This window comes from Aeromonas sp. FDAARGOS 1409 (genome assembly GCF_019048705.1).
Lineage (GTDB): Bacteria > Pseudomonadota > Gammaproteobacteria > Enterobacterales > Aeromonadaceae > Aeromonas > Aeromonas sanarellii.
This window is the reverse complement of the sequence record NZ_CP077395.1, coordinates 2,826,800-2,851,709: the sequence shown is the minus strand read 5'-3', so window position 1 is coordinate 2,851,709 and position 24,910 is coordinate 2,826,800. Positions and strand designations below refer to the sequence as shown.

Here is a 24,910-nt window from a genome sequence, read left to right as displayed (position 1 = left end):
GAGTGAACATCGACAACCAGCAGCTCGCCCACCTGCTCGCCCGCAGCAAGCAGAGGGACAAGCAGGCGTTTGAAGCCCTCTACCAGCTGACGGGCCAGCCCCTGTACGCCATGCTCTATGGCCTGCTGAAAGACAGGCAATGGGCCGCGGACATATTGCAGGAGGGCTTTTTGAAGATCTGGCACGGTCAGGGCGCCCATCCCGTCGACTACCCCTGGGCCTGGCTCTGCCAGTGCATGCGCAATCTGGCCATCGACGCCCTGCGGGCGAAGAAGCGCCACGGGGAGACCCCGCTGGAGGAGTCCTGGGAGGAGAGAACCAGCCAGGAGACCCGGCCAGGAGACACAGAGGGGCTTGCCCCCTCTTTCTCCCTCGAGCACTGCCTCGGGCGGCTCTGTGCCGACAAGCGCAACGCCATCGTACTCGCCTATCGCCACGGCCTGAGCCACCAGGAGATCGTCACCCACACCCAGACCCCGCTTGGCACAGTCAAGTCCTGGATCCGGCGCGGACTGGAGGAGCTCAAGCTATGTCTGACCCAGTGACCCCCCAACGCTACCGGGATCCCGCCCTGCGCGAGCGGCTCGCCGGCGAATATGTGCTGGGCACCCTGAGCCCGCGGGTGCAGGGCAGGATGAGCCGGCTGATGGCCCGCGACCCCGACTGGTGGCAGTGGATCGAGCAGTGGCAACAACATCTGGATCCCCTGCTGCATCAACCCCTGCTGCATCAACCCCAGCCCGCCCCGCCCCTGCCCCGCAGCGTCTGGCGCAACATAGAGCAGGGGATCTCTCCCAAACCCAGGCCCCATCGCCTGTGGTGGCCGCTCGCCATGGCCGCCTCCCTGCTGCTCGGGTTGTGGCTGCAGCCGCTGCTCCCCTGGCCCTCCGCCCCCATCCAGCCGGTGCGCTACCTGGCCATGATGTCCTCCGCGGGCGAGGAGGCTCCCTTCGTGCTGGTGGCCTATCAGGGCAAGCGGCCGGGCCAGTCCAGCATCCGCCTGCAACAGAACCAGGCGAGCCCGCTCAGCCTGCCCACCGACGCCATGCTCTGGATGCGCGACAAAGAGTCCGCCAAGCTGGTGCCCTTGGCCCCCCTCGGGGAGGTCATGGCGGGCCGATTGATGAGCCCGACCGAATGGAAGCAGCTCAAGGCGAGCAGCGAGCTGCTGGTGATGGCGAAGGGGAGCGAGCGCCCGCTCTATCGCGGCCACTGCATCGAGCTCGGCCCCTGGCCGGCGGAGAGCTGAGCACGAGCGCAGTCCCTGCGACAGCAACAAGGCCCCATAACGGGGCCTTGTTCATCGCGCGGCTCACCGGCTTATCGGGCGTAAATCTCCGACTGGCGGGTAAAACCCAAGGATTCGTAAAGTGCCTTGGCCCGCGTGTTGAACGACATCACCTCCAGGCGCAGCTGACTCGCGCCCCGGGCCTTGCCCCAGCCGTCACAATGGGCGATCAGCGCACGGCCGATGCCTTGGGAGCGATGCCCCTCATCGACCACCACTGTACTGATGCGGCAAATGGGCTGCTTGCTGAGAAAAGGGATGGTCTCGTTGATGTCGATGCGCGCGGTCAGAAAGCCCGCCACCTTGCCCGCCACCACCGCCACGCAAAACAGCCGACCTTCGGCGGCGATGGCATCGAGCAAGAAGGTGCGCTCCTCGGGGGATGGGGGGCGAAACACCTGTGGGGCCTGCTCGAAGTGGATCTCTCCTATCTGCCGGTTCAGCTCGAGGATGGCGTCGATATCCTGTTCATTGGCCTTGCGAATGTTCACCTGATGCTCCTTGCATGGTGGGCCGGCGGGGATGATAGAGTCTCATCCGTCACCCTTTGGCCTGAGCCCGCATCTTACTGGCTTGCACCGGCAACCAGCAAGCCGCCCGAAGAAAACGACCAGGCCCCGCGATGGGGCCTGGTCGTCAACACGATGGCGCGGCTCAACCCGGCCCGTTCAGCTGGGCCACCTGCCGCTCTATGCTGCCCTTGAGGTTGTCATCGAGCTTCAATGCCCTAGCCAGCTCGTCCAGATAACCGCGCTCCATGAAGTGATCCACCTCGATGGCGAGCAGGGAGGCGAGGTAGACCTCGGTCGCCAGCTCCATGTCGGTCACCTCCCGCGCCAGGACGTGGGGATCGAGGGGGCGGGCCAGCTCGGCGTCGATCCAGCGAGCCGCATCCCGCTCCCCCTGCTCGGTCAGGTACGCCTGGATCTTCTGGCGCTCGGCGGCGTCGATGTGGCCGTCGGCCCGGGCCGCCGCCACCATGGCGCGCACCAGGAGGGTGGCGCGGGCATCCAGCGCATTGCCCTGCAGGGTGTCGAGGGGATGGGTGGGCTGAGCCGGGGCGGACTGCTGGGCCTGCCAGTCCTGATAGAGCTTGTAGGCCAGGCCACCCAGGGCCGCCGCGCCGCCCACCGCCGCCACCTTGGTGCCGTACTTGCGCATCTTCTTGTTGCCAAGCAGCAGCGCCATGGCCCCGGCGGCCAGCCCGCCCTGGGCCATGCCCTTCATCTGGGCCTTGCGCGTGTCACCACCGTCGTCGAGCCAGCCCTTGCCGCTGCTCAGCAGTTGATCGAGTATTTGTTTCATAGCCCCTCCTCGTTGCATAGTGTTTCATGCTGGTTCGCCGCCACTGAACTCAAGGTGAATAAATGCCGCCGTCCCGTCTGTTGCTGCTGACCCTGCTGACCCTGGTGGCGTTCGCCGCCAACTCGGTTCTCTGCCGTCTGGCGCTGTTCGAAGAGCGCATGGATCCGGCGCTGTTCACCCTGCTGCGCCTGACCAGCGGCGCCCTGGTGCTGATCCTGCTCTGCTCGGCCCGCCGCCCCCAGCCGCCCCGCCAGGGGGACTGGGGCGGCGCCCTGGCCCTCGTCACCTATGGCGCCGCCTTCTCCTTTGCCTACCTGACCCTGACCGCAGGCACCGGGGCCCTCCTGCTGTTCGCCGCCGTCCAGCTCAGCATGCTGGCCCCGCCCCTGCTGCGCGGGGAGCGACTGCCTCCCCTCCAGTGGACAGGCCTGCTCATCGCCGCCGCCGGGCTGATCCTGCTGCTGCTGCCCGGCATCACGGCCCCCGACCCCCTGGGGGCCGTCCTGATGATCGCCGCCGGCATCGCCTGGGCCTGCTATACCCTGCGCGCGCCGCGCTTTGCCGACGCCCTCGCCGCCAACGCCGGTCACTTCCTGCGGGCCAGCCTGCCCGCGGCCCTGATCTACTTGCTGCTGGGCCGACTCGAGGCCAGCCCGACCGCCATCGGCTACGCCCTGGCCTCGGGGGCGCTGGCCTCAGGCCTTGGCTATGCGCTCTGGTATCTGGTCTTGCCCCAGCTGGGGCGTACCCTGGCCGCCAGCGTGCAACTGCTGGTGCCACTGCTCGCCGCCATGGCCGGCCTCCTCTTGCTGGATGAGTCCTGGTCCTGGCGGCTGTCACTGTCATCGCTGGGCATCCTGGGGGGGATAGCTCTGGTCATTGCGGGACGCCCCCCAACGGGAGACAAACCATCATGAAGATTGTCATACTGCTTTTCGCCTGCGGCCTGTCGGGCGGCCTGCTCGCCGCCGAACAGGACAGGGAAACCCACCAGGCCGGACTGGATCGCGCCTGCCTCAACGCCCAGCAGCAGCTGATCGTGCAGGGCAGGCAGCAGCGCATCGACGCCTGCATCAAGGAGGGGGGCAAGGTGACCCGCTGCCAGCAGGAATTCGCCAGCTTTGGCCAGCGGGAGGGCAACAAGCGCCCCGACTTTTCGAATCTGCCCCCCTGCCAGCAGGCCGAGGCCTACCGCAAGAGTTACCGGCAGTGATGCCTGGACAACCCACAGAGGAGAACACATGACCCCACCCCGCGAGCTGACCCTGCAGTTTCTGGCCGAGCCCGCCGACGTGAATTTCGGCGGCAAGGTGCACGGCGGCATGGTGATGAAGTGGATCGATCAGGCCGGCTATGCCTGCGCCGCCGGCTGGTGCAGCGGCTATGCCGTCACCGTCTACGTGGGGGGCATCCGCTTCCTGCGCCCCATCCAGATAGGCCAGCTGGTGGAGGTGCACGCCAAGGTGATCCACACGGGCACCACCAGCATGCACCTGGCGGTGGATGTCTACAGCCGCCACCCCACCGACCCCGAGCGCCACAAGACCACCCACTGCATCATCATCTTCGTGGCCATGGACGAGCAGGGCAACCCGACCCGGGTCCCCCAGTGGCAACCGGTGAGCGAGGGCGATCTGCAGTTGCAGCAGTACGCCAGGAAGCTGATGGCCCTGCGCGCGGAGATAGACAAGGAGATGCGCCAGCATCTGTGAGGGCAAGCCCGCAACCGGGGCGTGTTTCACGGGCCGCCGGCGCTATAATGGCGCCCCCCATCCACGAGAGAACACAATGTCACTGGAAACCGCCCCCGCCGAGGTGCAGCTCGCCGTCGATCTGATCGAGCTGCTTGAGACCAACCAGATAGCCCCCGAGCTCGCCCTGGCGGCGCTCGCCATCGTCCGTCAGGACTATGAGCGCAAGCTGAGGGAGGGCCGGGATCACTGACCCTGTCACCGGAGACGCCATGTCAGAGCCCATCCGCTTTGAGACCGGCAGCGCCATGCTGCTTGGCGGCCTGCGCCGCCACCACGAGTTCCAGCACGCCGACTTCGGCGGCCAGTGGCGTGACTTCGGCGCCTTCACGCCCCTGCCTGGCCAGCTCGGGGAGCACGCCTACGGCGTCATCTGCGGCGTGACCCCCACGACCTGTGAATATATGTGCGCGGTGGAGGTCGCCGCCCTGGAGGTGCTGCCCCCCGGGCTCGGCCGGATGCGCATCACGCCCCAGACCTATGCGGTCTTCCGCCATCTGGGCCATGTCTCCACCATGCCCCAGACCTGGCAGGGAGCCCTCGACTGGCTGGCCGGCTCCGGCTGGGAGTCGGCCCACAAGCCGGACTTCGAACGCTACGGCGCCGACTTTGACGCCGCCACCGGCAGCGGCGAGGTGGAGCTCTGGCTCGCCGTGGTGCCGAGGCACTCCCTGGCTTGAGCCATCGGGCCCGGGGTTGTGCCTACCTCGGTCCCATCACCTCGTCACAGAGCGCCATCAGGGCCTCCCCCAGCCGGGCGAGGGGCTCGCTCGTGCCAGGCCCCTGATGCAGGGCCAGCTCCACCGGGCGCACCTCGGGCCAGCCTGTCAGCACCACCTGATCCGGTTGCCGCAAGCGGGCGGGCAGCAGGCTGACGCCTATCCCGGCGCTCACCGCGCCCTGCAGGCTGGCGAGGCTGGCGCTCACATAGGCGATGCGCCAGGGGATCCCCTCGGCATCCAGGGTGTCGGTGATCTGGCGCCGGTAGAGCCCCTCGCTCGGAAACACCGCCAGGGGCAGCGGCACTCGCCCGGCGGCGGGCCACTCCCGGCTGTCGACCCAGGCGAGCGGCTCGCGCCAGCGGGCGATGGGCTCCCCCTGCCCGCCCCCCTGCTTGATCAGGGCCAGATCCAGCTCCCCCGCCTCGAACCCCTGCCACAGGGCGTGGCTGAGATCGCTGTGCACCTCCAGCCTCACCTCGGGATGCTGACGGGCAAAGCTGGCCAGCACCCTGGTCATGGCCCCCGCGGCGAAATCCTCAGGCACCCCGAGGCGCAGGGGCAGGCTCGCCTCCCCCACCCGCTCGCTCGCCCGGGCCAGCAGCCCCAGGATGCGGCGCGCCAGGCCGAGCAGGGTCTCCCCCTGGGCCGTGGTCACCACCTGGCGACCGGAGCGGTCGAGCAGGGTGCAGCCGAGCTGCTGCTCCAGGCGGCGCATCTGCTGGCTCAGGGTGGACTGGGTCAGGTGGACCCGCTCGCCGGCGCGGGTAAAGCTGCCGGTCTCGACGATGGCGACGAAGCTGCGCAGCAGTTGGGGATCCAGCAGGGGGCGCTCCATGGGTCATTCCATTTATAAAACCACTGAAAGTCATTTTATCATTTAATTTCCAAATGACATGGCTAGCCTCTAGGCTGCGTCCATCCCTTGTCTTTTTCCAGGATGACCCATGCCACACCCCAGCCAGTCCGGTGACCGCCTCCTTCGCACCCTCACCGCCCTCTCGTCCCCCAGCCATCAGGAGTGGCTGGAGCAGGCCCTGCACCTGGCCCTGACCCACCGCCAGCAGGGAGGCCGTCCCTTCGCCGCCCTGCTGGTGCGGGACAACCGGCTGGTGGCGAGCGCCGTCAACCGCATGCTGGAGGCGGGCGACCCCACCCGCCACGCGGAGCTGGAAGCGCTGCGGGAAGGGAGCCGCCAGGGGCCGCTGGCCGGTGCCATCGTCTATGCCAGCGGCCACCCCTGCCCCATGTGTCTGTCCGCCCTGGTGATGAACGGCATCCAGGCGGTCTACTACGCCTTCGACAACGCGGACGCCGCCCCCTTCGGCTTTGACAGCGGCGCCGCCTACGACAGGCTGAGACTGCCGCTCTGCCCGCCGCCCCTGCCCCTCGTCAAGCTGGCGAGCCCCATTCCGGCCGAGGCCCTCTACGGCCCCCTGCCCCATGAATAAGCGCTTCATCTCCCCTGGCAGCGGCGCCCTGCTGGTGCTGGTGATCCTGATCGCCCTCAACCTGCGTCCCTTCCTCACCGCCATCGGCCCCCTGGCGCCCCAACTAGACGCCAGGCTCGCCCTCGGGATGGACACCCTGGCCTGGGTCACCCTGCTGCCACTCTGGCTTATCGGGGTCGGCGTCCTGCTCACCCCGGCGCTTCTTGGCCGCACGGGACCGCGTCCCCTGCTCGGGGCGGCCCTGCTGCTCCTCGCCCTCGGCAGCGCCCTGCGCGTCGAGCTGGCGAGCGGCGCCCTGCTCATCGCGAGTGCCGCCCTCTGCGGCCTGGGTTCGGCCCTGGTGCAGGGGGTCTTGCCCGGCCTCATCAAGCAGGGCTTCGCCCGCAAGGTGCCCCTGGTGATGGGGATCTTCTCCGCCTGCATGATGGGGGGCGGGGCGCTGGGGGCCGTGCTCACCCCGCGCCTCGCCGAGCATATGGACTGGTCCAGGGCGCTGGCGCTCTGGAGCCTGCCGGTGCTGCTGGCCCTCGGCTGGCTCGCCTGGCGGGTGCGGCTGCCTGCGGCGCCGGTGGCGGTATCCGGCGGCGGCGAGCAGCGCCTCATCAGCCTGCCCCGCACCTGGCTGCTCATCGCCTGCTTTGGCATCATCAACAGCGGCTACGGCATCGTCGTGGCCTGGCTGGCCCCGGCCTACATGGCGGCGGGCTGGAGCGCCCAGCAAGGGGGCGAGCTGGTGGCCTGGCTCGCCCTGGCCCAGACCGCGAGCGGCCTCGGCCTGCCCCTGCTGGCGGCCGGTCGGCTGGACAGACGCCCCTGGATGGCACTCGCCATCGCCTTGCAGCTGGCGGGTTTTGGCGGTCTCTGGCTGGCGCCGACCAGCGCCCCCATTCTCTGGTGCCTGCTGTGTGGCGCCGGGCTTGGGGGGAGCTTCTCCCTCATCATGGTCATTGCGCTCGATCACCTGCCGGACCCGCGCCGCGCCGGCGCCCTCTGCGCCCTGATGCAGGGGGTCGGCTTCATGGTGGCGGCCACCGGCCCCTGGGTGGCGGCCCGGCTGCACAACTTGAGCGGTGACTTCGCCACCGCCTGGCAGTGGCAGCTCGGCGCCCTGGTGCTGATGAGCCTGCTGGTGCTGCGCCTCGATCCCCGCCACTACCCAGGCGCGATGCGCCTGCCTCGAAGCCAGGCGGAGACAATGGCTATGCCGGCGCCCGACAACACGCCAGCCTGATCCGACCCCCTTGCCCTGACGTCACTGTGCCCCAAAACAAGACACCGGCCAGGGGCCGGTGTCTTCAATGGGGATGGGGGGATGTCGGAGTGCTCAGCGCCCCTTCTTCTGGCGCCCGCCCTGCCCTGTGCGCGGCTTGCCCTGGGCTGGTTTGGCCCCCTTGCCGGGCGCACCCTTGCCCTGGCCGCCTTTGCCTGAGGGGCTCTTCCTCTCGAAGGCCTCGGGGCCCGGCACATTGGGGCGACCGCCGATCTCGTGATCGTCGCTGCGCCGCGGCTTCTTGGCCTGGGCCGGCGTGCCGGCCGCAGCCGCCTTGGGCTTGGCAACCTGAGCCCCCTTGGCCGGTTTGGCCTCGGAGGAGGAGTCCTCGATCAGCTTGAACAGCTCGATCAGCTCGTCGTCGGTGAGATCGCGCCACTCCCCCACCGGCAGCCCCTTGAGGCTGACGTTCATGATGCGGATACGCTCAAGCTTGGTCACCTCGAAGCCGAAGTGCTCGCACATGCGGCGGATCTGGCGGTTGAGCCCCTGCACCAGGGTGATGCGAAACACGAACGGCGCCTCTCTCTTCACCTTGCACTTCCTGGTGACGGCGCCGAGGATGGGCACCCCGGCCGCCATGCCCCGGACGAACTCGTCGGTCACCGGCTTGTCCACGGTCACCAGGTACTCTTTCTCGTGATCGTTGCCCGCCCGCAGGATCTTGTTCACCAGATCCCCGTGGTTGGTGAGGAAGATGAGTCCCTGGGAGTCCTTGTCGAGCCGGCCGATGGGGAAGATGCGGGTGCTGTGGTTGACGAAGTCGACGATGTTGTCCTTCTCCCCCGCCTCCGTGGTGCTGACGATGCCCACCGGCTTGTTGAGGGCGATGAAGACCAGGCTGTCGGCTTCCCGCGGCTCGATCACCTGGCCGTTGACCTTGACCAGATCCCCGGCAAACACCTGATCGCCGATCCCGGCCCGCTTGCCGTTGATGAAGACGTTGCCCTGCTCGATGAAGCGGTCGGCCTCGCGGCGCGAGCAGATGCCGCTCTCGCTGATGTATTTGTTCAGGCGCATGGATTCATCGGCCAGCATGAGGCACCTCCCGGGTCGCGAGGGCTGTCGGGATGGTCGGCTGGCTCAGCCGGCGTGTGGTCGGGTTCGTCTGCATACAACTCCATGGAAAAAAGGGCCCGTGCCCTGCATGTTCGGCAAAAAACGCCGCTACAGTAGCACATCGCCCCCTCCCGCGCCCGGTCCCCGTCGCCGGATTGTGGCGCCCATCCCCTGTTCGGCCATCTGCCCCCTCACTGTGCGGCCCCTTGCCGTCATGACCCCCGGTTGACGCATGCGACCAGGCCCTGGCGATGTCCGGATGGCGCGCCCTGACCGCCCCGCCGCCAGAGAGGGCGGTCTCGTCCTCGTCAAAGAGCGGGATGAACTAAAACTTGATATTTATCTAGCAAAAATGCATAAAAAGATTTTAGTCATCGCGAATTATCTGCTCTGCCCCGCCGATGACGGGAGACGACAGGTCGCCGGGGCGCAGGGCGAGACTTTTTCCCCTCCCCTCACCGCCTCTGCTGACGAACCGCTTCCCTCTCTGGCAGGACGCCACTTTCATCGTTCACGACAGGAGTCAAAGATGCACCATTCCCTCTCCCAGGAGGCCTTCCTGGCCCAGGTGGCCAGCCGCAACCCCCACCAGCCCGAGTTCATCCAGGCGGTGAGCGAGGTGGTCGCCTCCATCTGGCCCTTTATCGAGCGCCATCCCCGCTACCTGCAGCACGGTCTGCTGGAGCGGCTGGTGGAGCCCGAGCGCCTCGTGCAGTTCCGGGTGAGCTGGGTGGATGACCAGGGTCAGGTGCGGGTGAACCGTGGCTACCGGGTGCAGCACAGCTCCGCCATCGGCCCCTTCAAGGGCGGCATGCGCTTCCACCCCTCGGTGGATCTCTCGGTGCTGAAGTTCCTCGCCTTCGAGCAGACCTTCAAGAACGCCCTCACCACCCTGCCCATGGGCGGCGGCAAGGGGGGCAGCGATTTCGATCCCAAGGGCAAGAGCGAGGGGGAGGTGATGCGCTTCTGTCAGGCCCTGATGCTGGAGCTCTATCGCCACCTCGGGGCCAACACCGACGTGCCGGCCGGCGACATCGGGGTGGGCGGGCGCGAGGTGAGCTACATGGCGGGCATGATGAAGAAGCTCACCAACAGCGCCGAGTGCGTCTTCACCGGCAAGGGGCTCTCCTTTGGCGGCAGCCTCATTCGCCCTGAGGCCACCGGCTACGGCCTGCTCTACTTCGTGGAGGCCATGCTGGCCCATCGCGGCCAGTCGCTGGCGGGAATGCGGGTCTCGGTATCGGGCTCGGGCAACGTGGCCCAGTACGCCATCGAGAAGGCGATGGCCCTCGGCGCCCGGGTCATCACCGCCTCCGACTCCGGCGGCACCGTCTATGATCCGGACGGCTTCACCCCGGAGAAGCTGGCCCGTCTGATGGAACTTAAAAACGAGCAGCGCAAGCGGGTGGCGGATTATGCCCACGAGCTGGGGCTCGAGTTCTTCAGCGGCCGCACGCCCTGGCACCTGGCAACCGACGTCGCCCTCCCCTGCGCCACCCAGAACGAGCTGGATGCATCGGACGCCACAACGCTTATCGCCAACGGCGTGCAACTGGTGGCCGAGGGGGCCAACATGCCCTCCAGCGCCGCCGCCATCCGCCTCTTCCACGACGCCCGGGTACTGTTCGCCCCGGGCAAGGCGGCCAACGCCGGGGGCGTCGCCACTTCGGGCCTCGAGATGAGCCAGAATGCCCAGCGCCTCTCCTGGCCCCGGGAGGAGGTGGACGCCCGCCTCAAGGGGATCATGACCAGCATCCACGCCACCTGTGTCCGTTACGGTCAGGATGATGACGACCATGTGAACTACGAGTCAGGCGCCAATATCGCCGGCTTCGTCAAGGTGGCCGACGCCATGCTGGCGCAAGGGGTCTGCTAGTTCTCGCCATACCCGGCATCAACGCAACAACGGCAGCCAGAGGCTGCCGTTGTTGTCTGCTGTGATCCTGAGTCAGGCACTCAGCCGTCACTGGCCTGGCCTATCCCTTCTTACCTGCGCTCTGGGCGGCGAGGCTTAGCGATAACGGCTGATCTCGATAAGGTTCCGATCCGGGTCCAGGCAATAGACTGACTCGATGGGGCCGCAGGCGCCACTTTTCGTCACCGGCCCCTCCACTATCTCGACCCCCTGGCTCGCCAGCTGGGCCATCACCTGATCCAGCGGCCAGCGGGTGATGAGGCAGAGATCCCCCGACCCCACCTGCGCCCGGTTGCGCACCTCCTCCCCCAGCAACTGCAGATTGATCTTCTGGTTGCCAAAGCGCAGCGCCCGGCGCCCCGCGCCGAAGGTGATGGGCTCCATCTTGAAGGCGCCGCTGTAAAACGCCACCGCCCGCTCGATGTCGCTCACCGTCAATACCAGATGGTCGATATGGCTGATCATGCTTCCTCCCTGTGGTGGTGATTGCCTCCCCATCATAGCCGCCCGCCACAATGGAAACTGTGGAATGGTGCACAGGGGTGTTTCTAACCAATTATTTTCACTAGGGAAATACCTTAGCGCACGGCGGCGCACGCCTTGTCACGCTGGGCCAGCAGGGCTTCGTCTTCACTGCCCATGGCAGCCAGAATGGCCTGATTACAGGCCCGCTCCGCGAGCTTCACCGGGTTTTACTTGGCGTCGGTGATTTCCGCAATCATGGGGCGATAACCGACAGCCGCCGCGCAGTACATGGTGCGGTACTTGGGAAGCTGCCAACTGCTGTCGTCTTGCCGTGTCAGGTCATCGCACAATTTGCCAAACAGTGCCTGCGCCTTGACCGTGCACTGACTGAAACGCCGCACATCTTGCTCGTAGGGACGGCAGACGCTTTGCTCACTACTCCGATGCCGCCTTTTATGTGGAAAGAAGCGGCCAAACTGGCAGTTGGCTGAGCACCAATCACAACAAGGCCCCCCACGGCGGGCCGCCTTCGTGTGGTCAGCAGGCAATCCGCTCGATGCGGCCACCGCTGAGTTTGAAGAAGGCATCCTGCGGCAGCTCCTGCAGCCAGGTGGTGGCGTAGCCCAGATCCGCATAGGCACCGCGCAGCATGGCGCCGAACAGGCCGTGGGAAACCACGATGGCCTGCTCGGCAATGTGTTCGTCCTCAAGCCATTGCCGGGCCCGGCGCTGAATGCTCTCAAAACTCTCGCCATGCGGGGCCCGCAGATACCAGTCCGGCTCCTCCAGATCGAGTTCGGGGTGAGCCGCCAGCAGTTCGGGGACCCGGCGACTCTCCCACTCCCCCATCCCTAACTCCACCAGCCGTTCGTCCCAGATGATGCACTCTCTCCCCAGTCCAAGCCGCTGACACACCAGTTCCGCCGTCTGCCTTGCCCGGCCGAGGGGGCTGGCATAGAGGGTCCAGCTGGCGGGCTCTGCCAGCAATTCATTCAACCGGTTCCCCATGGCGAGGGCCTGGGCTTCTCCCCTGGGGGTCAGCTCCGAGTTGCAGCGCCCCTGCAACCGCAATTCGGCGTTGTAACGGGTCTGGCCGTGGCGCAGCAGGTAGAGGGTACGAGACATGGGTTCTCCAGCAGGTTCAACGAGATAACGAAAACGGGAGGGGCATGATAACAGAAGAGCCCGACATAGGCGCAAACGGGGCCTGACACCATGGGTTGCACCCTGGTCTCCCCCATGGTCATAGTGAACGCGTCAGTGTGGCAAGAGTCCCAGATAAACCTTCGTGCACAAGCACCACCAAGCCCCTCTGGCATTGTCACTTTCCGGGATTGGATATGCAGAGACTCTCAACGGATCTGTCCCCCAGATTTTCTATACCCCTGAATTTAAAGCGGGAAAATTTGAAACCCCTCTTTTGACAGGGAGCGGAAAGGGCTAGCTCGAAAGGGATGATTTCAGCATTTTTACTCTGATCCTGGGGCCATTTCGGTACGTATCTCTGGCTCATCCCGGGGGGGCCTGGTGTACAATCCCCACCCCGATTTCCCCCGCGCCCCGGCCAAGGCTCAGGCCGTTGTCCATCCCAGAGTAGATGAACGTGATCGCGACCCACCCCATGCTCGACAGCTATTACAGCCAGGATCTGGTGTTCTTCTCCATCCTGGTGGCGGTGCTCGCCTCCTACACGGCGCTGAACATGACGAGCCGGGTGAGCCAGAACCGGGGCCGGGCCGCCGCCTTCTGGCTCGCGGGGGGGGCCTTTGCCATGGGATTCGGCATCTGGTCCATGCACTTCATCGGCATGCTCGCCTTCAACCTGCCCATCGCGCTGGGTTACGATCTGACCCTCACCGGCCTCTCTCTGGTGGCAGCCATCGGCTCGTCGGCCTTTGCGCTCTGGCTGGTGAGCCGCCCCCGGCTTCCCTGGCATCAGGTCGTGTTCGGGGCCCTGCTGATGGGGGCCGGCATCGCCACCATGCACTACATCGGCATGGCCGCCATGAAGATAGAGCCCGGCATCCATTATCAGGCCGGGCTCTTCATCCTCTCCATCCTTATCGCCGTGCTCGCCTCCGGCGCCGCGCTCTGGATAGCGTTTCGCCTGCGCAACAGCTCGCCGCGCGCCTTCTTCAGCAAGGCTCTCGCCTCCCTCGTCATGGGGGGCGCCATCATCGGCATGCACTACACCGGCATGGCGGCGGCCCAGTTTCCCGAGGGCAGCCTGTGCGGCGCCCTCTATACCGGGCTCAATACCCAGTGGCTGGCGACCGTGGTCATCATAGTGACCCTGGCGGTGTTCGCCATCGCCCTGGTGCTCTCCATGCTGGACGCCCACGCCGCCAAGCTCTCCACCTCCCTGCATCAGGCCCACGACGAGCTGCTCAAGCTGGCGCTCCACGACAGCCTGACCCGGCTGCCCAACCGGCTGCTGTTCGCCGACCGGCTGGAGCAGCGCATCCAGGAGTGCCAGCACAGCCAGCGCAGCTTCTCCCTGCTGTTTCTCGATCTCGACGGCTTCAAGATCATCAACGACGCCCACGGCCACCATACCGGGGATCTGCTGCTGGTCGAGGTCGCCGAGCGGATCAGCGGGCTGCTCGGCGGGAGCGACACCGCCTCGCGCTTCGGGGGGGACGAGTTCGTGCTGGCCCTGGCGCCGGGGGATCTGGGCCAGACCACGGCCTTCGCCGAGCGGCTGCTGGCCGCCCTGGCGCAGCCCTACGAGTGGGAACATCACAGCCTGCACATCACCGCCAGCATCGGCATCGCCGTCTATCCCCAGGACGGCACCAGCCTGCACGAGCTGACCCTCAACGCCGACGCCGCCATGTACTACGCCAAGGAGCGGGGGCGCAACGACTACTACTTCTTCGACAGCGCCATGAACGCCAACGCCCACCAGCAGTTCCTGCTACAAAGGGAGCTGCAACACGCCCTGGAGCGGGGGGAGCTGGCCCTGCACTATCAGCCCAAATACGCGGCCCGCGGCGGTCAGGTGGTCGGCGCCGAGGCGCTGCTGCGCTGGCAGCACCCGGTGCATGGTGCCATCTCCCCGGTCCGCTTCCTGCCCCTGGCGGAGAAGAGCCGCCTCATCATCCCCATCGGCAACTGGGTGCTCGACGAGGCCTGCCGCCAGATGAGCCGCTGGCGGGCGGCGGGGCACCACGACTGGAGCGTGGCGGTCAACCTCTCCACCATACAGCTGGCCAGCCCCGGCCTGCTGGAGGAGGTGCAGGCGGCGCTCTCCCGTCACCGGCTCGAGGCCCGTCACCTGACCCTGGAGATCACCGAATCCACCGCCATGGAGAACGCCGAGGAGAGCCTGACCATCCTCAATCGCCTGGCCGAGCTCGGGCTTGGCATCTCCATCGACGACTTCGGCACCGGCTACTCCAGCCTGCTCTACCTCAAGCGCTTCCCCGCCAACGAGCTCAAGATAGACAGGGGCTTCGTCACTACCCTGGTGCAGGGGGGAGACGATGCCACCATCATCGCCGCCATCGTCGCCCTGGGTCAGGCCCTGGGCATGCGCATCGTAGCCGAAGGGGTGGAGACCCAGGCCCAGCGCACCCTGCTGACCGAGCTGGGCTGCGACACCCTGCAGGGCTATCTGCTCGGGCGCCCCATGGCAGGGGATCAACTGCTGGCCCACTGCGGTGAACGGCCCCAGGACGGCGTGCTCGCCGAGTCCGCCTGACACGGACGCGGTATCTCCCGAACATGGGGCTATCCCTTGCGCCCTGCCATGTCCGGCTCCTGCCATACCCCGGAAAAATTCCCGATTGCGTCTCTCGCTGACTCGGGATAGGCTGCCCCACTAAAGACTCGAATGCCGCCCACCACCCCTGTATTGGGGCAAGCAGGGACAGTTCGACCAGCACCTATCCGATCGACAACGCCGCACAGGCGAGGATCACAGATGGCCAGATACCAGTTTTTCAGCATTCCGGCCTCCAACCGGCAGCAGTACACCTATGTCGACATGGCCTCCCCCAGCTTTCTGACGGAGAAGGCTGAGCTGCTGGCACAGGGGTTCGAGGTGCAGGAGGACTTCATCGATGCCGCCAGCCCCCGGGAGGCGGTGGAAAAATACAAGTCCGACTTCCTCTATGTGGCGGACGAGGTGGGCAAGTCGGACGCCAGCTACGGGCTGGCGGTGTTTATGCAGGAGATGGCCAGGAAGCTGTTTGGCCGCAAGGGCCATCACTGAATCGGCTGCACCAAGGCCATCGGCACTGTGCCGATGGCCTTGCACAACTCAGCCGCAGGCAAGTTGCCGGAGCATGGCGATCAGCTCCTCTTCGCTGGCCGGTTCATAGGCGAGCTGCAGGCTAGGCGCCGCCCCGCCCATCAGCATATAAACCTGGGTACTGCAATGATCGTAGTGATACCACTTACCGTCGATACAGACGTCGGTATAGCATCTCGGGTCCCTTTTGAGTTCCATACACCTCTCCTTCTGTTACATACCACCAACATCCTGTTCGACCCTAAGGTAACCGGCCGGATCCAAACTTGATTCGGATCAAGGGGGCGCACGAGCCTGGCCCTCTTTCGGGATCATGGGTGCCGCTCGTATCGCAAACCACCTCCATGGGGCTAGCCCGCGGCCAACAAAAACGGCGCCCGAAGGCGCCGTTTTGCATTTCCGTCTTTTTGCTGTCAGCGACGGGGCGAACAAGCCTGGGCTTATTCGTCTTCCAGGTAGGCGTAGCCTTGCAACCCCAGCTCCAGCTCTTCGAGCAGGGCCTTGCGGGTCGCATCGTCCAGCGCCGGGTGGGAGACGATCTGCTGGTAGTTCTCGCGGATGACGGACGGGTCTATGTTGACGTAACGCAGCAGCTGGTCGACGGTGTCGCCGCGCACCACGTTGCGGATGTCCATCTTGCCCTCCTCGTCCAGCCACACTTCCGCGCAGTGGGTATCACCGAACAGGTTGTGCAGATCGCCGAGGATCTCCTGATAGGCGCCTACCAGGAAGAAGCCGACGTGGCACTCTTCGTTCGCACCGTACTCCGGCATCGGCAGGGTCTTCTCGACGCCGAGGCCGTCCACATAGTGCTCCACCTGACCGTCGGAGTCGCAGGTGATGTCCATCAGGATGCCGCGGCGGGTGAGCGGACGCTCGAGGCCGGCGAGCGGCATCACCGGGAACACCTGGCCGATGCCCCAGGCATCCGGCAGGGACTGGAACAGGGAGAAGTTCGCGAAGCACTTGTCCGCCAGCTTCTCGGAGAGCTCGTCGGCCAGGGCGCGGTGGTTGCGGTTGACCGGGTTGAGCAGCTCCTTGAGCGCCAGGCAGGTGTTCTGGTGCAGCATCTCGGCCCAGGCGCGCTGCTCCAGGTTCAACAGCCCCATGGTGTACTGGGTGTTGACGTCCGCCAGATCCGCCATCGAGTCGTGGAAGATCTCCAGCAGGGACGGATCTTCTCCGCGCAGGTCCAGCCAGCCTTTCCACATGTTCTGCAAGATGGTGGGCGCGTCTTCGTCCGGCGCGCTGATGTCATTCACCTCCACCCCTTCGGCACCGATGATGTTGGTGACCAGCACGGCGTGGTGGGCGGTCAGGGCACGGCCGGACTCGCTGATGATGGTGGGGTGCGGCAGGTCGAACTCGCGGCACACGTCGCCTATGCCCCACACCACGTTGTTGGCGTACTCGGAGAGGCTGTAGTTGGCGGAGCAGTGGCTCTGGGAGCGGGTGCCCTCATAGTCCACGCCGAGGCCGCCGCCCACGTCCACCACCTCGACATTGGCGCCCAGACGGCACAGCTCGGCGTAGAAGCGGCCGCACTCGCGGATACCGCCCTGGATGTCGCGGATGTTGGCGATCTGGGAGCCCAGGTGGAAGTGCAGCAGTTGCAGGCAGTCCAGCTTGCCGAGGCTGCGCAGACGCTCCACCAGCGCCAGGATCTGGGAGGCGGAGAGGCCGAACTTGGACATGGCGCCGCCGCTCGATTCCCACATGCCGGAGCCGGTGGAGGCGAGGCGGGCACGCACCCCGATGTTGGGCTTGATGTTGAGGCGAGCCGACTCGTCCAGCACCATCTCCAGCTCGGAGGGTTTTTCCACCACGATGTAGACCTTGTGGCCCATCAGGTTGCCGAGGAGGGCGTGGCGGATGTATTCGCGGTCCTTGTAACCGTTGCAGACGATGACCGAGCCCTGGGCATGGTGATGGGACAGCACGGCCAGCAGCTCGGGCTTGGAGCCCGCTTCCAGCCCAAGCCGGGGCTTGTCGCTGTAGGACTGACTGATGGTCTCGATGACGCGACGCTGCTGGTTCACCTTGATGGGGTAAACGCACAGGTAGTCCCCTTGATAGCCTGACTTCTCGATGGCCTGACCGAAGGCGTTGAACAGCGCATCGACCCGGCTCTTGAGGATGTCGGGGAAACGCAGCAACACCGGCGTGGTCAGCCCGGACTGGCGCAGTTGCTCGATGGCCTCGGACAGCACGATCTGCGCCTCGGGGCGAGACTTGTCGGGGGAAACGGTCACATGACCGGCGTCATTGATATTGAAAAAACCCGCACCCCAGTAGGGAACGTTGTAGACCTTCAAGGAGTCCTTGCTGGACCAGTTAGTCATGGGCTATGCCTCGCAAATGAGCGGCCGTGGGCCGCCTTCGTTACCCTCAATCACATCCAGACCATCGACGGCAACGGGCGGCGCGTCAAGGCGGCCTGCTGATCCGGTGCGTGGCGGCACGCCTGGCGGGCCTGTTGCCTCGCCGTGGCCTGGCCACCCCGGTTCGTCTGTTGCACATCGCGGCAAGCCAAGGCTGCCTGGTGGATCTTGGGAAGTAACGAGTCTTGATGTGGGGCTGGTGGCTTTACATCAAGCTCAACGGTATGCGGTGCCACCTTAACGGAGCGCCGCGGTACTTTGATGACAACCGGCATCAGCCACGCCGTTTGTTCATCATTCGGCCGCGATCCCGACGGACAGGAGAGGGTTTCAAGGAAGAGAAGGGAAGGCCTCAGCACGCATGCGTGTTGATGGACGACAACCGCCACAGCCAGCTCAACGCCAGTGACCACCCATGACAAGGGAAGATGATGAGCCGCTGGCTCACTCGGTCAGCTGAAAGATGAGAGTCCGTTGTTCTCCCTGATACCGGAGCCTAACCGGTATTAAAGAAACCATTCCCCAGCAGTGTCTGTCGTTTCTGCGTGCCTCGCCCTATAGGCGTATGATCCTGTGGGTGTCTGGCGGCCTCTGCCTGCTCAGGGTTGCCCTCGGATCGGCGCGGAGTGTACACACTTACCGGCGCCAGTGACAATAAAAAATCGCGTTAAAAAACAGGTTTTCATCGAGGGGGCAAATCTTGCTGCCAGCGAGGCGGGCTCTGGGGTGGCGGGGGATGAGCCCGGTCTGGAACAACCCTGAAAATAACGGGTGATCCGGCCTTTTTCCCCCACCCCTTGCCAGTGCTGGGCCGGGATGAATTTCAGCCTTTTCGCATATGCTTAATCAGTTTTTTATTTGGAATTTTTATTCACATTTATCCCGCAAGAACGACCGCCACTCAGCCTCCCGCGTCACCCCGCTCCCGACAAATCCATCAAAAACTGCGCTGACGCAATAAGCGCGCGGGCCGTCTTGGCCACAATGGTACCTCTTCCGTGACCCGAGGCTTGTCCATGAACACCCTGCTTTCGCGCTTTCTCCACTACCTGACCTTCCATACCCGCTCCGACGCCACCAATCCCGCCTGCCCGAGCAGCGAGGGGCAGCTCGTCTTCGCCCGCGCCCTGCAAGAAGAACTCGAAGGACTCGGTCTGAGCCAGGTGGTACTGGATGATAACGGCTATCTCACCGCCTGCCTGCCTGGCAACCAGCCGGATGCGCCGGCCATCGGCCTGATTGCCCACATGGACACCGCCGACTACGAGGCCGGGCGGGTGGTGCCCCAGATCGTCGAGAACTACCAGGGGGGCGACATCTGCCTTGGCAAGGGGGACGAGGTGCTGGCCATCCGCCAGTACCGTTTCCTCAAGAACTACCTGGGCCAGGATCTCATCACCACGGACGGCACCACCCTGCTCGGGGCCGACGACAAGGCGGGCATCGCCGAGATCCTCACCGCCGTCGAATACCTGCAGGCCCACCCGGAGATCCCCCGCGGCGATCTCTGGATAGGTTTCACCCCGGACGAGGAGATAGGGCGAGGCGCGGATCGCTTCCCGCTGGCGCGCTTCCCGGCCCGCTGGGCCTACACGGTGGACGGCGGCGAGCTCGGCGAGCTCGAATACGAGAACTTCAACGCCGCCAGCGCCACGGTGCGCATCACAGGCAACAACGTCCACCCCGGCACCGCCAAGGGCAGCATGATCAACAGCCAGACCCTGGCCGCCCGCTTCCACGCCGAGATGCCCCCCGAGCAAACCCCGGAGTGCACGGAAGGGTACGAAGGCTTCTTCCACCTGGCCCGGATGGAGGGCACCGTGGAGGAGAGCACCCTGCACTACCTCATCCGCGACTTCGACGACGACCGCTTCGCCGCCCGCAAGGCCCAGCTCAAGGAGCGGGTCGCCTCCCTGCAGCTGGACAATCCCAAGGCCCGCATCACGCTGGAGATAGAGGACAACTACCGCAACATGCGCAGCCAGATAGCGCCCTATCCCCACATCGTCGAGCTGGCCAAAGCCGCCATGGAGGCCGCCGACGTGGCGGTGAAGATCAAGCCCATTCGCGGCGGCACCGACGGCGCCCGCCTCTCCTTTATGGGACTGCCCTGCCCCAACCTGTTCACCGGGGGCCACAACTTCCACGGCAAGCACGAGTTCATCCCGCTGCAATCCATGGAGAAGGCGGTCGCCACCCTGGTGGCGCTGGTGCGCCTCACCTCGGCCTGGCGGGCAGAGTAAGGGATTGAGGACGGGGTTCGCCCCGTCATCAAACCGTCACGGCGCTGCCACACGGCGGGAACGCAGGGGGGAGAAGCTTGAGCAAAGTTCAGCGGAGCCTTGCCCATGTTCGACGTCGATACCCTGCTGGGGCAGCACCTGCCCCGCCTCGCCGGCCAACCCCTCATCCGCCCCCTGCTCCGGCAGGGGCTGCGCTGGCTGCTGCACGAGGAGGCCTTCACCCGCTTCGCCAAGCGCCATCCCCACCTGCGCGGCCTCGACTTCGTCGAGCAGGCGCTCACCGAACTCGACTTCGACTGCCGGGTGAGCGAGGCGCAGCTCGAGAACATTCCCGCCAGCGGCCGGGTCATCCTGGTCGCGAACCACCCCATCGGCTCTTTGGACGGGCTGGCCCTGCTGCGCCTGCTCGGGCGCATTCGCCCGGACGTCAAGATAGTGGCCAACCAGATATTGGCTCAGCTCGCCCCCCTGCGGCCCCTGCTGCTGCCGGTGGACAACCTGGGGGGCAAGACGGACAGGCGCGCCATCCTGGCCATGGGGGAGCACCTGGCCGAGGAGGGGGCCCTCATCATCTTCCCCGCCGGCGAGGTGTCGCGCCTCGGCCCCAAGGGGGTGAAGGACGGCCCCTGGCAGAGCGGCTTCATCAAGCTGGCCAGGCGCACCCGCACACCCCTGGTGCCGGTGCACCTGGACGGGCGCAACGGCCTCTCCTTCTACCTCGCCGCCTGGCTCAACAACGACTGGGCGGGACTGCTGCTGGTCAAGCAGCTGTTTCGCCAGCAGGGGCGCCGCCTCACCCTCACCCTGGGGGAGCGCATCCCGCCCCAGAGCCTCGGGGATCTCGCCCCCAAGACCGCCGCCGCCCTGGTGCGCAGCCACCTCTATCGCCTCGGGAAGGGGAAGAAGGGGGGGCTGCAGACCGAGGCCCCCATCGCCCTGCCGGAGGATCGCCGTCTGCTGAAACAGGCCGTCGACGGGTGCGAGCCACTCGGCCAGACCCCGGATGGGCAGCGCATCCTGCTCTATCGCCGCCACGAGCAGAGCCACTCGGTGATCCTGCGCGAGCTGGGACGGCTGCGGGAGATCGCCTTTCGCGCCGTGGGGGAAGGCTCCGGCAGACGGCGGGATCTCGACGCCTTCGACGACGACTATCACCACCTGATCCTCTGGGATCCGGCCCGCCTCGAGATAGTGGGTGCCTACCGCTTCGCCCCGGTGGCCGAGCGGCTGGCGAGCCAGGGGCTGGATGGCCTCTACAGCCACACCCTGTTCGGTTTTGAAGAGAAGCTGCTGCCGAGGCTGGAACAGGCCATCGAGCTCGGTCGCAGCTTCATCCAGCCCGCCTACTGGGGCAAGCGGGGGCTGGACTACCTCTGGTTCGGCATCGGCGCCTATCTGGCCCGCTACCCCCAGTACCGCTACCTGTTCGGGCCCGTGAGCCTCTCCGGCAGCCTGCCGCCGGCGGCCAAGGATCTGCTGGTGGGCTTCTACCGCCAGCACTTTGCCCCCGAGCTGGCGCTCGCCCCGTCACGCCGCCCCTACCCCGAGACGCCGCCCCTGTTCGAGGGGCGCGACTACGGGACCGATCTCAAGGCGCTCAAGGCGGGGCTCGACCACCTGGGCTGCGCCATCCCCACCCTCTACAAGCAGTACGCCGAGCTGTGCGAGCCGGGGGGCGTGCAGTTCATGGATTTTGGCATCGACCCGGACTTCAACCACTGCATCGACGGCCTGGTGTGGGTGGACGTGAGCCGCATCAAGCCCCACAAGCGGGCGCGCTATATCGGTGTCCCCGTCCAGACGGACGCGGGGGCCTAAATCACCGCAAAAAGAAGAGGGAGGCTGATGCCTCCCTCTTCTCTTTCATCTTCACGCCTCATTCGGTTGCGGGCTTGCGATCCGCGTGGCCGAGATCCCGCTCCGGGGCGATGAGGTCCCGCACCCGCTGCTTGATCTCCTTGGCCTCGGGGAAGCCCTCGTCGGCCACTCGATCCCACACCTGCACCCCGTCCACCAGGATGCGGAACTCCCCCTTGCTGGCGGGCACCAGCGCCACCTCGCCGAGCTCGCCGTCGAAGGTGGAGAGCAGCTCCTGGGCGAGCCAGGCGGCCCGCAGCATCCAGCGGCAGAGGGTGCAGTAGCGGATCTCGATCCGCGGCTTGTTCATCTGGGTTTGTGTCTCTGTCATGGGGTGACTCCGTGAAAATCGGTTAACCAGTGGCGGGCGATGCGCTGCATGGTGGCCTGGGGCAGTTCGTGCAGGCCGGAGGCCGATGCCTGCCTGGCCAGCTGGTGCACCCCCTCGATGATCTCCGCCAGCACCAGGTAGACGTATTCGCCGATGACGGCGCCGTGGACGAAGTTGACCGCCTCCCCCCGGTTGAGCAGGAAGATGGTGCTGCCGTCCGGGCGGCTGAGGGCCAGCACGTGAGGGCACACCTCCTCGCTCGGCCAGGGCAGCTGGGAGAGGCAGAACGCGAACTCGTCGTCGGCGGAAGTGACCGACGCCACCATGGCGCCGGGGCGCAGGGCCTGCAAGTCGGCAATGTCCAGCGCCCCGTTGCCGGTGCAGCAGATCACCAGCTCGGCCCGCCCCAGGGCCTCGGCCTTGTTCACCAGCTTGAAGCCGTGGGAGAGCGCCTCCACCTGGCGCAGGGCGTCCGTCTCCACCAGCTCCAGGTGCAGGTTGCGGCAGCGCAGTTCGCGGGCGATGCTGCGCCCCACCTTGCCATAGCCGAACAGGGCGGCCTGGCAGACGTTGAAGGTACGTCTCAGGGTGCGCGCCAGGGACTCGGCGGAGTAGACCACGCTCAGGCCGATCTGGATGTCCTCCGCCTGCTTGAGGGGGCTGCGGGCCACCGAGATGACGGGGGCGGCCAGGTGCTCCTGCTCGTAGCGCTGATGGCCGTTCTCCGTCATCTCCACCACCCCGAGAAAGCGCGCCCCGAAGTGCTCGGCGAGGACCGCCTGGCTCTTGGCAAAATAGCCGCCGATGTCGAGGATGATGAGCCGCTCATGCTCCCGCACCAGGGGGGCAATCTGGGCTATGACCCCTTCGGGATCCGAGGTCCAGTGGCGATTGAGGGGCAGCACGGGATAGTGCTGCTGGGCCCAGGCCAGGGTCGGCCCGTGGACGGACTTGGGTTTGGGCAGGATGGCGCCGACGCGCCCCACCCCATCGAGCACCTGGATGAAGTGGGGCCGGTCGGGCAGCAGATGGGTCACCAGCAGGATGCAGAGATCCCCGAGGCGTCCCTGCTCGGTGAAATGGCGAAAAAACAGATGCTCAGATCCCTGACTGCGCAACTGTGGCCTCCTTAGCGTGCCGCGAGAAAGCAGGCAAACAGAACCCGGCATAGCCGGGTTCTGTGTGTGTCCAGATAATTGAAAATCCTTTTTATCCGAAAGCACCATGGGTCTCAATCTTTATCTGTGCAGACTTTGACAAGCCCATCAATTTCTAAGGTAATAGCCTGTTTTTCATGCAGAAATCAGTAAAGTGACGCCTGGGGCCATACCCACCACAGACTCACACCGGCACCGATCACCGCCACCAGGATCAACAGACCCCAACGGGACAATTCGGGGCGCTTGCGCAGGATCCACTCAAGGAGTGGCAGCAACCAGACCGGCAGCAGCACCAAGAGCGGCACTTCCACGTATTGCCAGGCCAGCATCTGCACGAAGGCGAGCGCCAGCCCCAGGGCGGCCGGGGCCACCTTGACCCCCGCAAAGGCGCCGAGCAGGGCACGGAACCCGGCGAAGGCGGCCAGGGCGCCCGCCAGCTGGGCGATCAGCAGGCTGCCGTCGATGCCGATGACCAGCGCCAGCCAGATGAAGGCGAGGGCGAAGCCGAGCCCCTCCTCGCTGTCACCGCGCCAGCTCGTCCAGCCGTACCAGGCGACGGCGGGCAGAAGGGCCAGCCAGATGCGCGGCTCTGTGGCGAGCACCGAGGCCAGCCCCTGCCACCACACCAGGGCGCCGAGCAGGGCGAACAGCACCAGGGCGACCCCCTTGCCGACCTGTTGTGCCAGGGCGGGCACCAGCAGGCACAGCGGCAACCACTGCCACGCCTTGACCGGCAGGCCATAGGCACCGCCCAGCAGGCAGCCCACCAGCCAGAGCGCCAGGGCGCCCCCCGGATACCCCAGCCGTGGCCAGCGCCACGACAGCAAGGCGGCCCCCAAGGGGGCCGCCAGGGTTTGCAGCAGGAGTGCCGCGCCCATTACTTGCGCACGCCTTCGACGAACAGGCTGATGTTCATCTCGTCCGGGATGTTCGGCACCATGTAGTTCACGCCAAAGTCGCTGCGCTTGATGGTGGTGGTGGCGTTGAAGCCGCTGCGGTAACCACCCCAGGGATCCTTGCCTTCGCCGATGTGGACCAGATCGAAGGCCACTTCCTTGGCGACGCCGTGCAGGGTCAGGGTGCCCTTGAGCACGCCCTTCTCCTTGGTGCCTTCATAGCCGGTGCTGACGAAGGTCATCTTGGGGTACTGCTTCACGTCCAGGAAGTCGGGGCTGCGCAGGTGCTTGTCGCGGGCCTCGTGGTTGGAGTCCACGCTGGCGGCGTCGATCTCGAAGCTCGCCTTGGCCGCCGCCGGGTTGGCGTCGTCCATGCTGAAGGTGCCGCTGAAGGTGTTGAACCGGCCGACTAGTTCGGAGAAGCCGAGGTGGCCCACCTTGAACTGGACTGTGGTGTGGGCCGCGTCGACATCGTAATCGGCCGCCATCAGGGGAGCCGCCATAAACAGGCAGGAGGCCAGCAGGGCCTTGGTCATTTTCATTCCGATCGTTCCTTCATTGGGG

At 66.0% G+C, this 24,910-nt stretch carries 26 protein-coding genes and 1 pseudogene; 14 read left to right on the top strand and 13 right to left on the bottom strand.

Features of this window, described 5'->3' with window-relative positions; all coding sequences use genetic code 11:
• Positions 1-2: 2 nt before the first annotated feature.
• Positions 3-545, top strand: coding sequence for an RNA polymerase sigma factor (locus I6L39_RS13620; RefSeq protein ID WP_216989937.1), 543 nt, complete (start codon positions 3-5; stop codon positions 543-545).
• The gene (locus I6L39_RS13615) at positions 530-1,249 is read left to right on the top strand and encodes a hypothetical protein (RefSeq protein WP_216989936.1); all 720 of its coding nucleotides are present in this window, start codon (positions 530-532) and stop codon (positions 1,247-1,249) included. The genes I6L39_RS13620 and I6L39_RS13615 overlap by 16 nt, the downstream gene beginning before the upstream one ends.
• 71 nt (positions 1,250-1,320) lie before the next feature.
• Here the strand turns inward: I6L39_RS13615 and I6L39_RS13610 are convergent, their stop codons facing one another.
• Positions 1,321-1,779 (bottom strand): GNAT family N-acetyltransferase, encoded by a 459-nt coding sequence (locus tag I6L39_RS13610; RefSeq protein ID WP_216989935.1) that lies wholly within the window; start codon positions 1,777-1,779, stop codon positions 1,321-1,323.
• A 163-nt stretch (positions 1,780-1,942) separates the two neighbouring features.
• Positions 1,943-2,593: a tellurite resistance TerB family protein gene (locus tag I6L39_RS13605; RefSeq protein WP_216989934.1), complete on the bottom strand. Its 651-nt coding sequence runs from the start codon at positions 2,591-2,593 to the stop codon at positions 1,943-1,945.
• A 62-nt stretch (positions 2,594-2,655) separates the two neighbouring features.
• On the opposite strand from I6L39_RS13605, the gene I6L39_RS13600 reads away from it, so the two are divergent.
• From I6L39_RS13600 to I6L39_RS13580, 5 genes are all read left to right on the top strand, one after another.
• Positions 2,656-3,510 carry a DMT family transporter gene (locus tag I6L39_RS13600; RefSeq protein ID WP_216989933.1) on the top strand — a complete coding sequence of 285 codons (855 nt, stop codon included), beginning with the start codon at positions 2,656-2,658 and terminating at the stop codon, positions 3,508-3,510.
• Positions 3,507-3,806: a hypothetical protein gene (locus I6L39_RS13595; protein ID WP_216989932.1), complete on the top strand. Its 300-nt coding sequence runs from the start codon at positions 3,507-3,509 to the stop codon at positions 3,804-3,806. The genes I6L39_RS13600 and I6L39_RS13595 overlap by 4 nt, the downstream gene beginning before the upstream one ends.
• A 28-nt stretch (positions 3,807-3,834) precedes the next feature.
• Positions 3,835-4,305, top strand: a complete 471-nt coding sequence (locus I6L39_RS13590) for an acyl-CoA thioesterase (RefSeq protein WP_216989931.1) — start codon at positions 3,835-3,837, stop codon at positions 4,303-4,305.
• Between the two features lie 76 nt (positions 4,306-4,381).
• Positions 4,382-4,537: a pleiotropic regulatory protein RsmS gene (gene rsmS, locus I6L39_RS13585; RefSeq protein WP_209791532.1), complete on the top strand. Its 156-nt coding sequence runs from the start codon at positions 4,382-4,384 to the stop codon at positions 4,535-4,537.
• 19 nt (positions 4,538-4,556) lie between these two features.
• Positions 4,557-5,024, top strand: a complete 468-nt coding sequence (locus I6L39_RS13580) for a GyrI-like domain-containing protein (protein WP_042077069.1) — start codon at positions 4,557-4,559, stop codon at positions 5,022-5,024.
• A 22-nt stretch (positions 5,025-5,046) separates the two neighbouring features.
• Here the strand turns inward: I6L39_RS13580 and I6L39_RS13575 are convergent, their stop codons facing one another.
• Positions 5,047-5,889 (bottom strand): LysR family transcriptional regulator, encoded by an 843-nt coding sequence (locus tag I6L39_RS13575; RefSeq protein ID WP_042077082.1) that lies wholly within the window; start codon positions 5,887-5,889, stop codon positions 5,047-5,049.
• A 121-nt stretch (positions 5,890-6,010) separates the two neighbouring features.
• Between I6L39_RS13575 and I6L39_RS13570 the strand changes: the two genes are divergently transcribed.
• Positions 6,011-6,514: a nucleoside deaminase gene (locus I6L39_RS13570; protein WP_216989930.1), complete on the top strand. Its 504-nt coding sequence runs from the start codon at positions 6,011-6,013 to the stop codon at positions 6,512-6,514.
• The gene (locus tag I6L39_RS13565; protein ID WP_216989929.1) at positions 6,507-7,745 is read left to right on the top strand and encodes an MFS transporter; all 1,239 of its coding nucleotides are present in this window, start codon (positions 6,507-6,509) and stop codon (positions 7,743-7,745) included. The genes I6L39_RS13570 and I6L39_RS13565 overlap by 8 nt, the downstream gene beginning before the upstream one ends.
• 93 nt (positions 7,746-7,838) lie before the next feature.
• On the opposite strand, the gene rluF is transcribed toward I6L39_RS13565, so the two are convergent.
• On the bottom strand, positions 7,839-8,822 hold the full coding sequence (gene rluF, locus I6L39_RS13560) for a 23S rRNA pseudouridine(2604) synthase RluF (RefSeq protein WP_216989928.1): 984 nt from the start codon (positions 8,820-8,822) through the stop codon (positions 7,839-7,841).
• A 550-nt stretch (positions 8,823-9,372) separates the two neighbouring features.
• Here rluF and gdhA point away from each other — a divergent pair.
• Positions 9,373-10,719 (top strand): NADP-specific glutamate dehydrogenase, encoded by a 1,347-nt coding sequence (gene gdhA, locus I6L39_RS13555; RefSeq protein WP_216989927.1) that lies wholly within the window; start codon positions 9,373-9,375, stop codon positions 10,717-10,719.
• Positions 10,720-10,854: 135 nt separating this feature from the next.
• Here the strand turns inward: gdhA and I6L39_RS13550 are convergent, their stop codons facing one another.
• From I6L39_RS13550 to I6L39_RS13540, 3 genes and pseudogenes are all read right to left on the bottom strand, one after another.
• A complete protein-coding gene (locus I6L39_RS13550) occupies positions 10,855-11,223 on the bottom strand; it encodes a VOC family protein (RefSeq protein WP_216989926.1) in 369 nt (122 codons plus the stop codon).
• A gap of 113 nt (positions 11,224-11,336) precedes the next feature.
• Positions 11,337-11,651 (bottom strand): annotated as a pseudogene (locus I6L39_RS20385) (hypothetical protein); the annotation flags it as partial.
• Positions 11,652-11,760: 109 nt separating this feature from the next.
• Positions 11,761-12,348 carry a histidine phosphatase family protein gene (locus I6L39_RS13540; protein WP_216989925.1) on the bottom strand — a complete coding sequence of 196 codons (588 nt, stop codon included), beginning with the start codon at positions 12,346-12,348 and terminating at the stop codon, positions 11,761-11,763.
• A gap of 472 nt (positions 12,349-12,820) precedes the next feature.
• Here I6L39_RS13540 and I6L39_RS13535 point away from each other — a divergent pair, with 472 nt between their 5' ends.
• Complete coding sequence (locus tag I6L39_RS13535) at positions 12,821-14,926, top strand: bifunctional diguanylate cyclase/phosphodiesterase (protein ID WP_254203642.1); 2,106 nt, start codon at positions 12,821-12,823, stop codon at positions 14,924-14,926.
• A 222-nt stretch (positions 14,927-15,148) separates the two neighbouring features.
• Positions 15,149-15,439, top strand: coding sequence for a hypothetical protein (locus tag I6L39_RS13530; RefSeq protein WP_216989924.1), 291 nt, complete (start codon positions 15,149-15,151; stop codon positions 15,437-15,439).
• Positions 15,440-15,487: 48 nt separating this feature from the next.
• On the opposite strand, the gene I6L39_RS13525 is transcribed toward I6L39_RS13530, so the two are convergent.
• Both I6L39_RS13525 and speA read right to left on the bottom strand, forming a co-directional pair.
• Positions 15,488-15,676, bottom strand: a complete 189-nt coding sequence (locus I6L39_RS13525; protein WP_042077453.1) for a hypothetical protein — start codon at positions 15,674-15,676, stop codon at positions 15,488-15,490.
• 242 nt (positions 15,677-15,918) lie between these two features.
• Positions 15,919-17,820 (bottom strand): biosynthetic arginine decarboxylase, encoded by a 1,902-nt coding sequence (speA, locus tag I6L39_RS13520; protein ID WP_042077451.1) that lies wholly within the window; start codon positions 17,818-17,820, stop codon positions 15,919-15,921.
• 1,055 nt (positions 17,821-18,875) lie between these two features.
• On the opposite strand from speA, the gene pepT reads away from it, so the two are divergent.
• Both pepT and I6L39_RS13510 read left to right on the top strand, forming a co-directional pair.
• Positions 18,876-20,102 carry a peptidase T gene (gene pepT / locus I6L39_RS13515; RefSeq protein ID WP_216989923.1) on the top strand — a complete coding sequence of 409 codons (1,227 nt, stop codon included), beginning with the start codon at positions 18,876-18,878 and terminating at the stop codon, positions 20,100-20,102.
• 105 nt (positions 20,103-20,207) lie between these two features.
• Positions 20,208-21,920, top strand: coding sequence for a lysophospholipid acyltransferase family protein (locus I6L39_RS13510; RefSeq protein WP_216989922.1), 1,713 nt, complete (start codon positions 20,208-20,210; stop codon positions 21,918-21,920).
• A 58-nt stretch (positions 21,921-21,978) separates the two neighbouring features.
• On the opposite strand, the gene I6L39_RS13505 is transcribed toward I6L39_RS13510, so the two are convergent.
• The 4 genes from I6L39_RS13505 to I6L39_RS13490 all read right to left on the bottom strand — a co-directional run bounded on the left by I6L39_RS13505 (position 21,979) and on the right by I6L39_RS13490 (position 24,888).
• Positions 21,979-22,290: a SelT/SelW/SelH family protein gene (locus tag I6L39_RS13505; RefSeq protein WP_042077444.1), complete on the bottom strand. Its 312-nt coding sequence runs from the start codon at positions 22,288-22,290 to the stop codon at positions 21,979-21,981.
• Positions 22,287-23,408: an adenosylhomocysteinase gene (locus tag I6L39_RS13500; protein WP_216989921.1), complete on the bottom strand. Its 1,122-nt coding sequence runs from the start codon at positions 23,406-23,408 to the stop codon at positions 22,287-22,289. Before I6L39_RS13500 ends, I6L39_RS13505 begins: the two co-directional genes overlap by 4 nt.
• Before the next feature lie 185 nt (positions 23,409-23,593).
• Positions 23,594-24,328 (bottom strand): hypothetical protein, encoded by a 735-nt coding sequence (locus I6L39_RS13495; protein WP_216989920.1) that lies wholly within the window; start codon positions 24,326-24,328, stop codon positions 23,594-23,596.
• Positions 24,328-24,888 (bottom strand): YceI family protein, encoded by a 561-nt coding sequence (locus I6L39_RS13490; protein ID WP_042077439.1) that lies wholly within the window; start codon positions 24,886-24,888, stop codon positions 24,328-24,330. The genes I6L39_RS13495 and I6L39_RS13490 overlap by 1 nt, the downstream gene beginning before the upstream one ends.
• Positions 24,889-24,910 lie beyond the last annotated feature (22 nt).

What these genes read in the sequence shown, in the direction of transcription:
- I6L39_RS13490 (WP_042077439.1), bottom strand. Translation starts at nt 24,888, where the DNA reads ATGAAAATGACCAAGGCCCTGCTGGCCTCCTGCCTGTTTATGGCGGCT.
- I6L39_RS13570 (WP_216989930.1), top strand. Translation starts at nt 6,011, where the DNA reads ATGCCACACCCCAGCCAGTCCGGTGACCGCCTCCTTCGCACCCTCACC.
- I6L39_RS13540 (WP_216989925.1), bottom strand. Translation starts at nt 12,348, where the DNA reads ATGTCTCGTACCCTCTACCTGCTGCGCCACGGCCAGACCCGTTACAAC.
- I6L39_RS13590 (WP_216989931.1), top strand. Translation starts at nt 3,835, where the DNA reads ATGACCCCACCCCGCGAGCTGACCCTGCAGTTTCTGGCCGAGCCCGCC.
- I6L39_RS13505 (WP_042077444.1), bottom strand. Translation starts at nt 22,290, where the DNA reads ATGACAGAGACACAAACCCAGATGAACAAGCCGCGGATCGAGATCCGC.
- I6L39_RS13510 (WP_216989922.1), top strand. Translation starts at nt 20,208, where the DNA reads ATGTTCGACGTCGATACCCTGCTGGGGCAGCACCTGCCCCGCCTCGCC.
- I6L39_RS13600 (WP_216989933.1), top strand. Translation starts at nt 2,656, where the DNA reads ATGCCGCCGTCCCGTCTGTTGCTGCTGACCCTGCTGACCCTGGTGGCG.
- I6L39_RS13535 (WP_254203642.1), top strand. Translation starts at nt 12,821, where the DNA reads ATGAACGTGATCGCGACCCACCCCATGCTCGACAGCTATTACAGCCAG.
- I6L39_RS13615 (WP_216989936.1), top strand. Translation starts at nt 530, where the DNA reads ATGTCTGACCCAGTGACCCCCCAACGCTACCGGGATCCCGCCCTGCGC.
- I6L39_RS13495 (WP_216989920.1), bottom strand. Translation starts at nt 24,328, where the DNA reads ATGGGCGCGGCACTCCTGCTGCAAACCCTGGCGGCCCCCTTGGGGGCC.
- I6L39_RS13580 (WP_042077069.1), top strand. Translation starts at nt 4,557, where the DNA reads ATGTCAGAGCCCATCCGCTTTGAGACCGGCAGCGCCATGCTGCTTGGC.
- I6L39_RS13565 (WP_216989929.1), top strand. Translation starts at nt 6,507, where the DNA reads ATGAATAAGCGCTTCATCTCCCCTGGCAGCGGCGCCCTGCTGGTGCTG.
- rsmS (WP_209791532.1), top strand. Translation starts at nt 4,382, where the DNA reads ATGTCACTGGAAACCGCCCCCGCCGAGGTGCAGCTCGCCGTCGATCTG.
- pepT (WP_216989923.1), top strand. Translation starts at nt 18,876, where the DNA reads ATGAACACCCTGCTTTCGCGCTTTCTCCACTACCTGACCTTCCATACC.
- rluF (WP_216989928.1), bottom strand. Translation starts at nt 8,822, where the DNA reads ATGCTGGCCGATGAATCCATGCGCCTGAACAAATACATCAGCGAGAGC.
- I6L39_RS13595 (WP_216989932.1), top strand. Translation starts at nt 3,507, where the DNA reads ATGAAGATTGTCATACTGCTTTTCGCCTGCGGCCTGTCGGGCGGCCTG.
- gdhA (WP_216989927.1), top strand. Translation starts at nt 9,373, where the DNA reads ATGCACCATTCCCTCTCCCAGGAGGCCTTCCTGGCCCAGGTGGCCAGC.
- I6L39_RS13550 (WP_216989926.1), bottom strand. Translation starts at nt 11,223, where the DNA reads ATGATCAGCCATATCGACCATCTGGTATTGACGGTGAGCGACATCGAG.
- I6L39_RS13525 (WP_042077453.1), bottom strand. Translation starts at nt 15,676, where the DNA reads ATGGAACTCAAAAGGGACCCGAGATGCTATACCGACGTCTGTATCGAC.
- speA (WP_042077451.1), bottom strand. Translation starts at nt 17,820, where the DNA reads ATGACTAACTGGTCCAGCAAGGACTCCTTGAAGGTCTACAACGTTCCC.
- I6L39_RS13605 (WP_216989934.1), bottom strand. Translation starts at nt 2,593, where the DNA reads ATGAAACAAATACTCGATCAACTGCTGAGCAGCGGCAAGGGCTGGCTC.
- I6L39_RS13530 (WP_216989924.1), top strand. Translation starts at nt 15,149, where the DNA reads ATGGCCAGATACCAGTTTTTCAGCATTCCGGCCTCCAACCGGCAGCAG.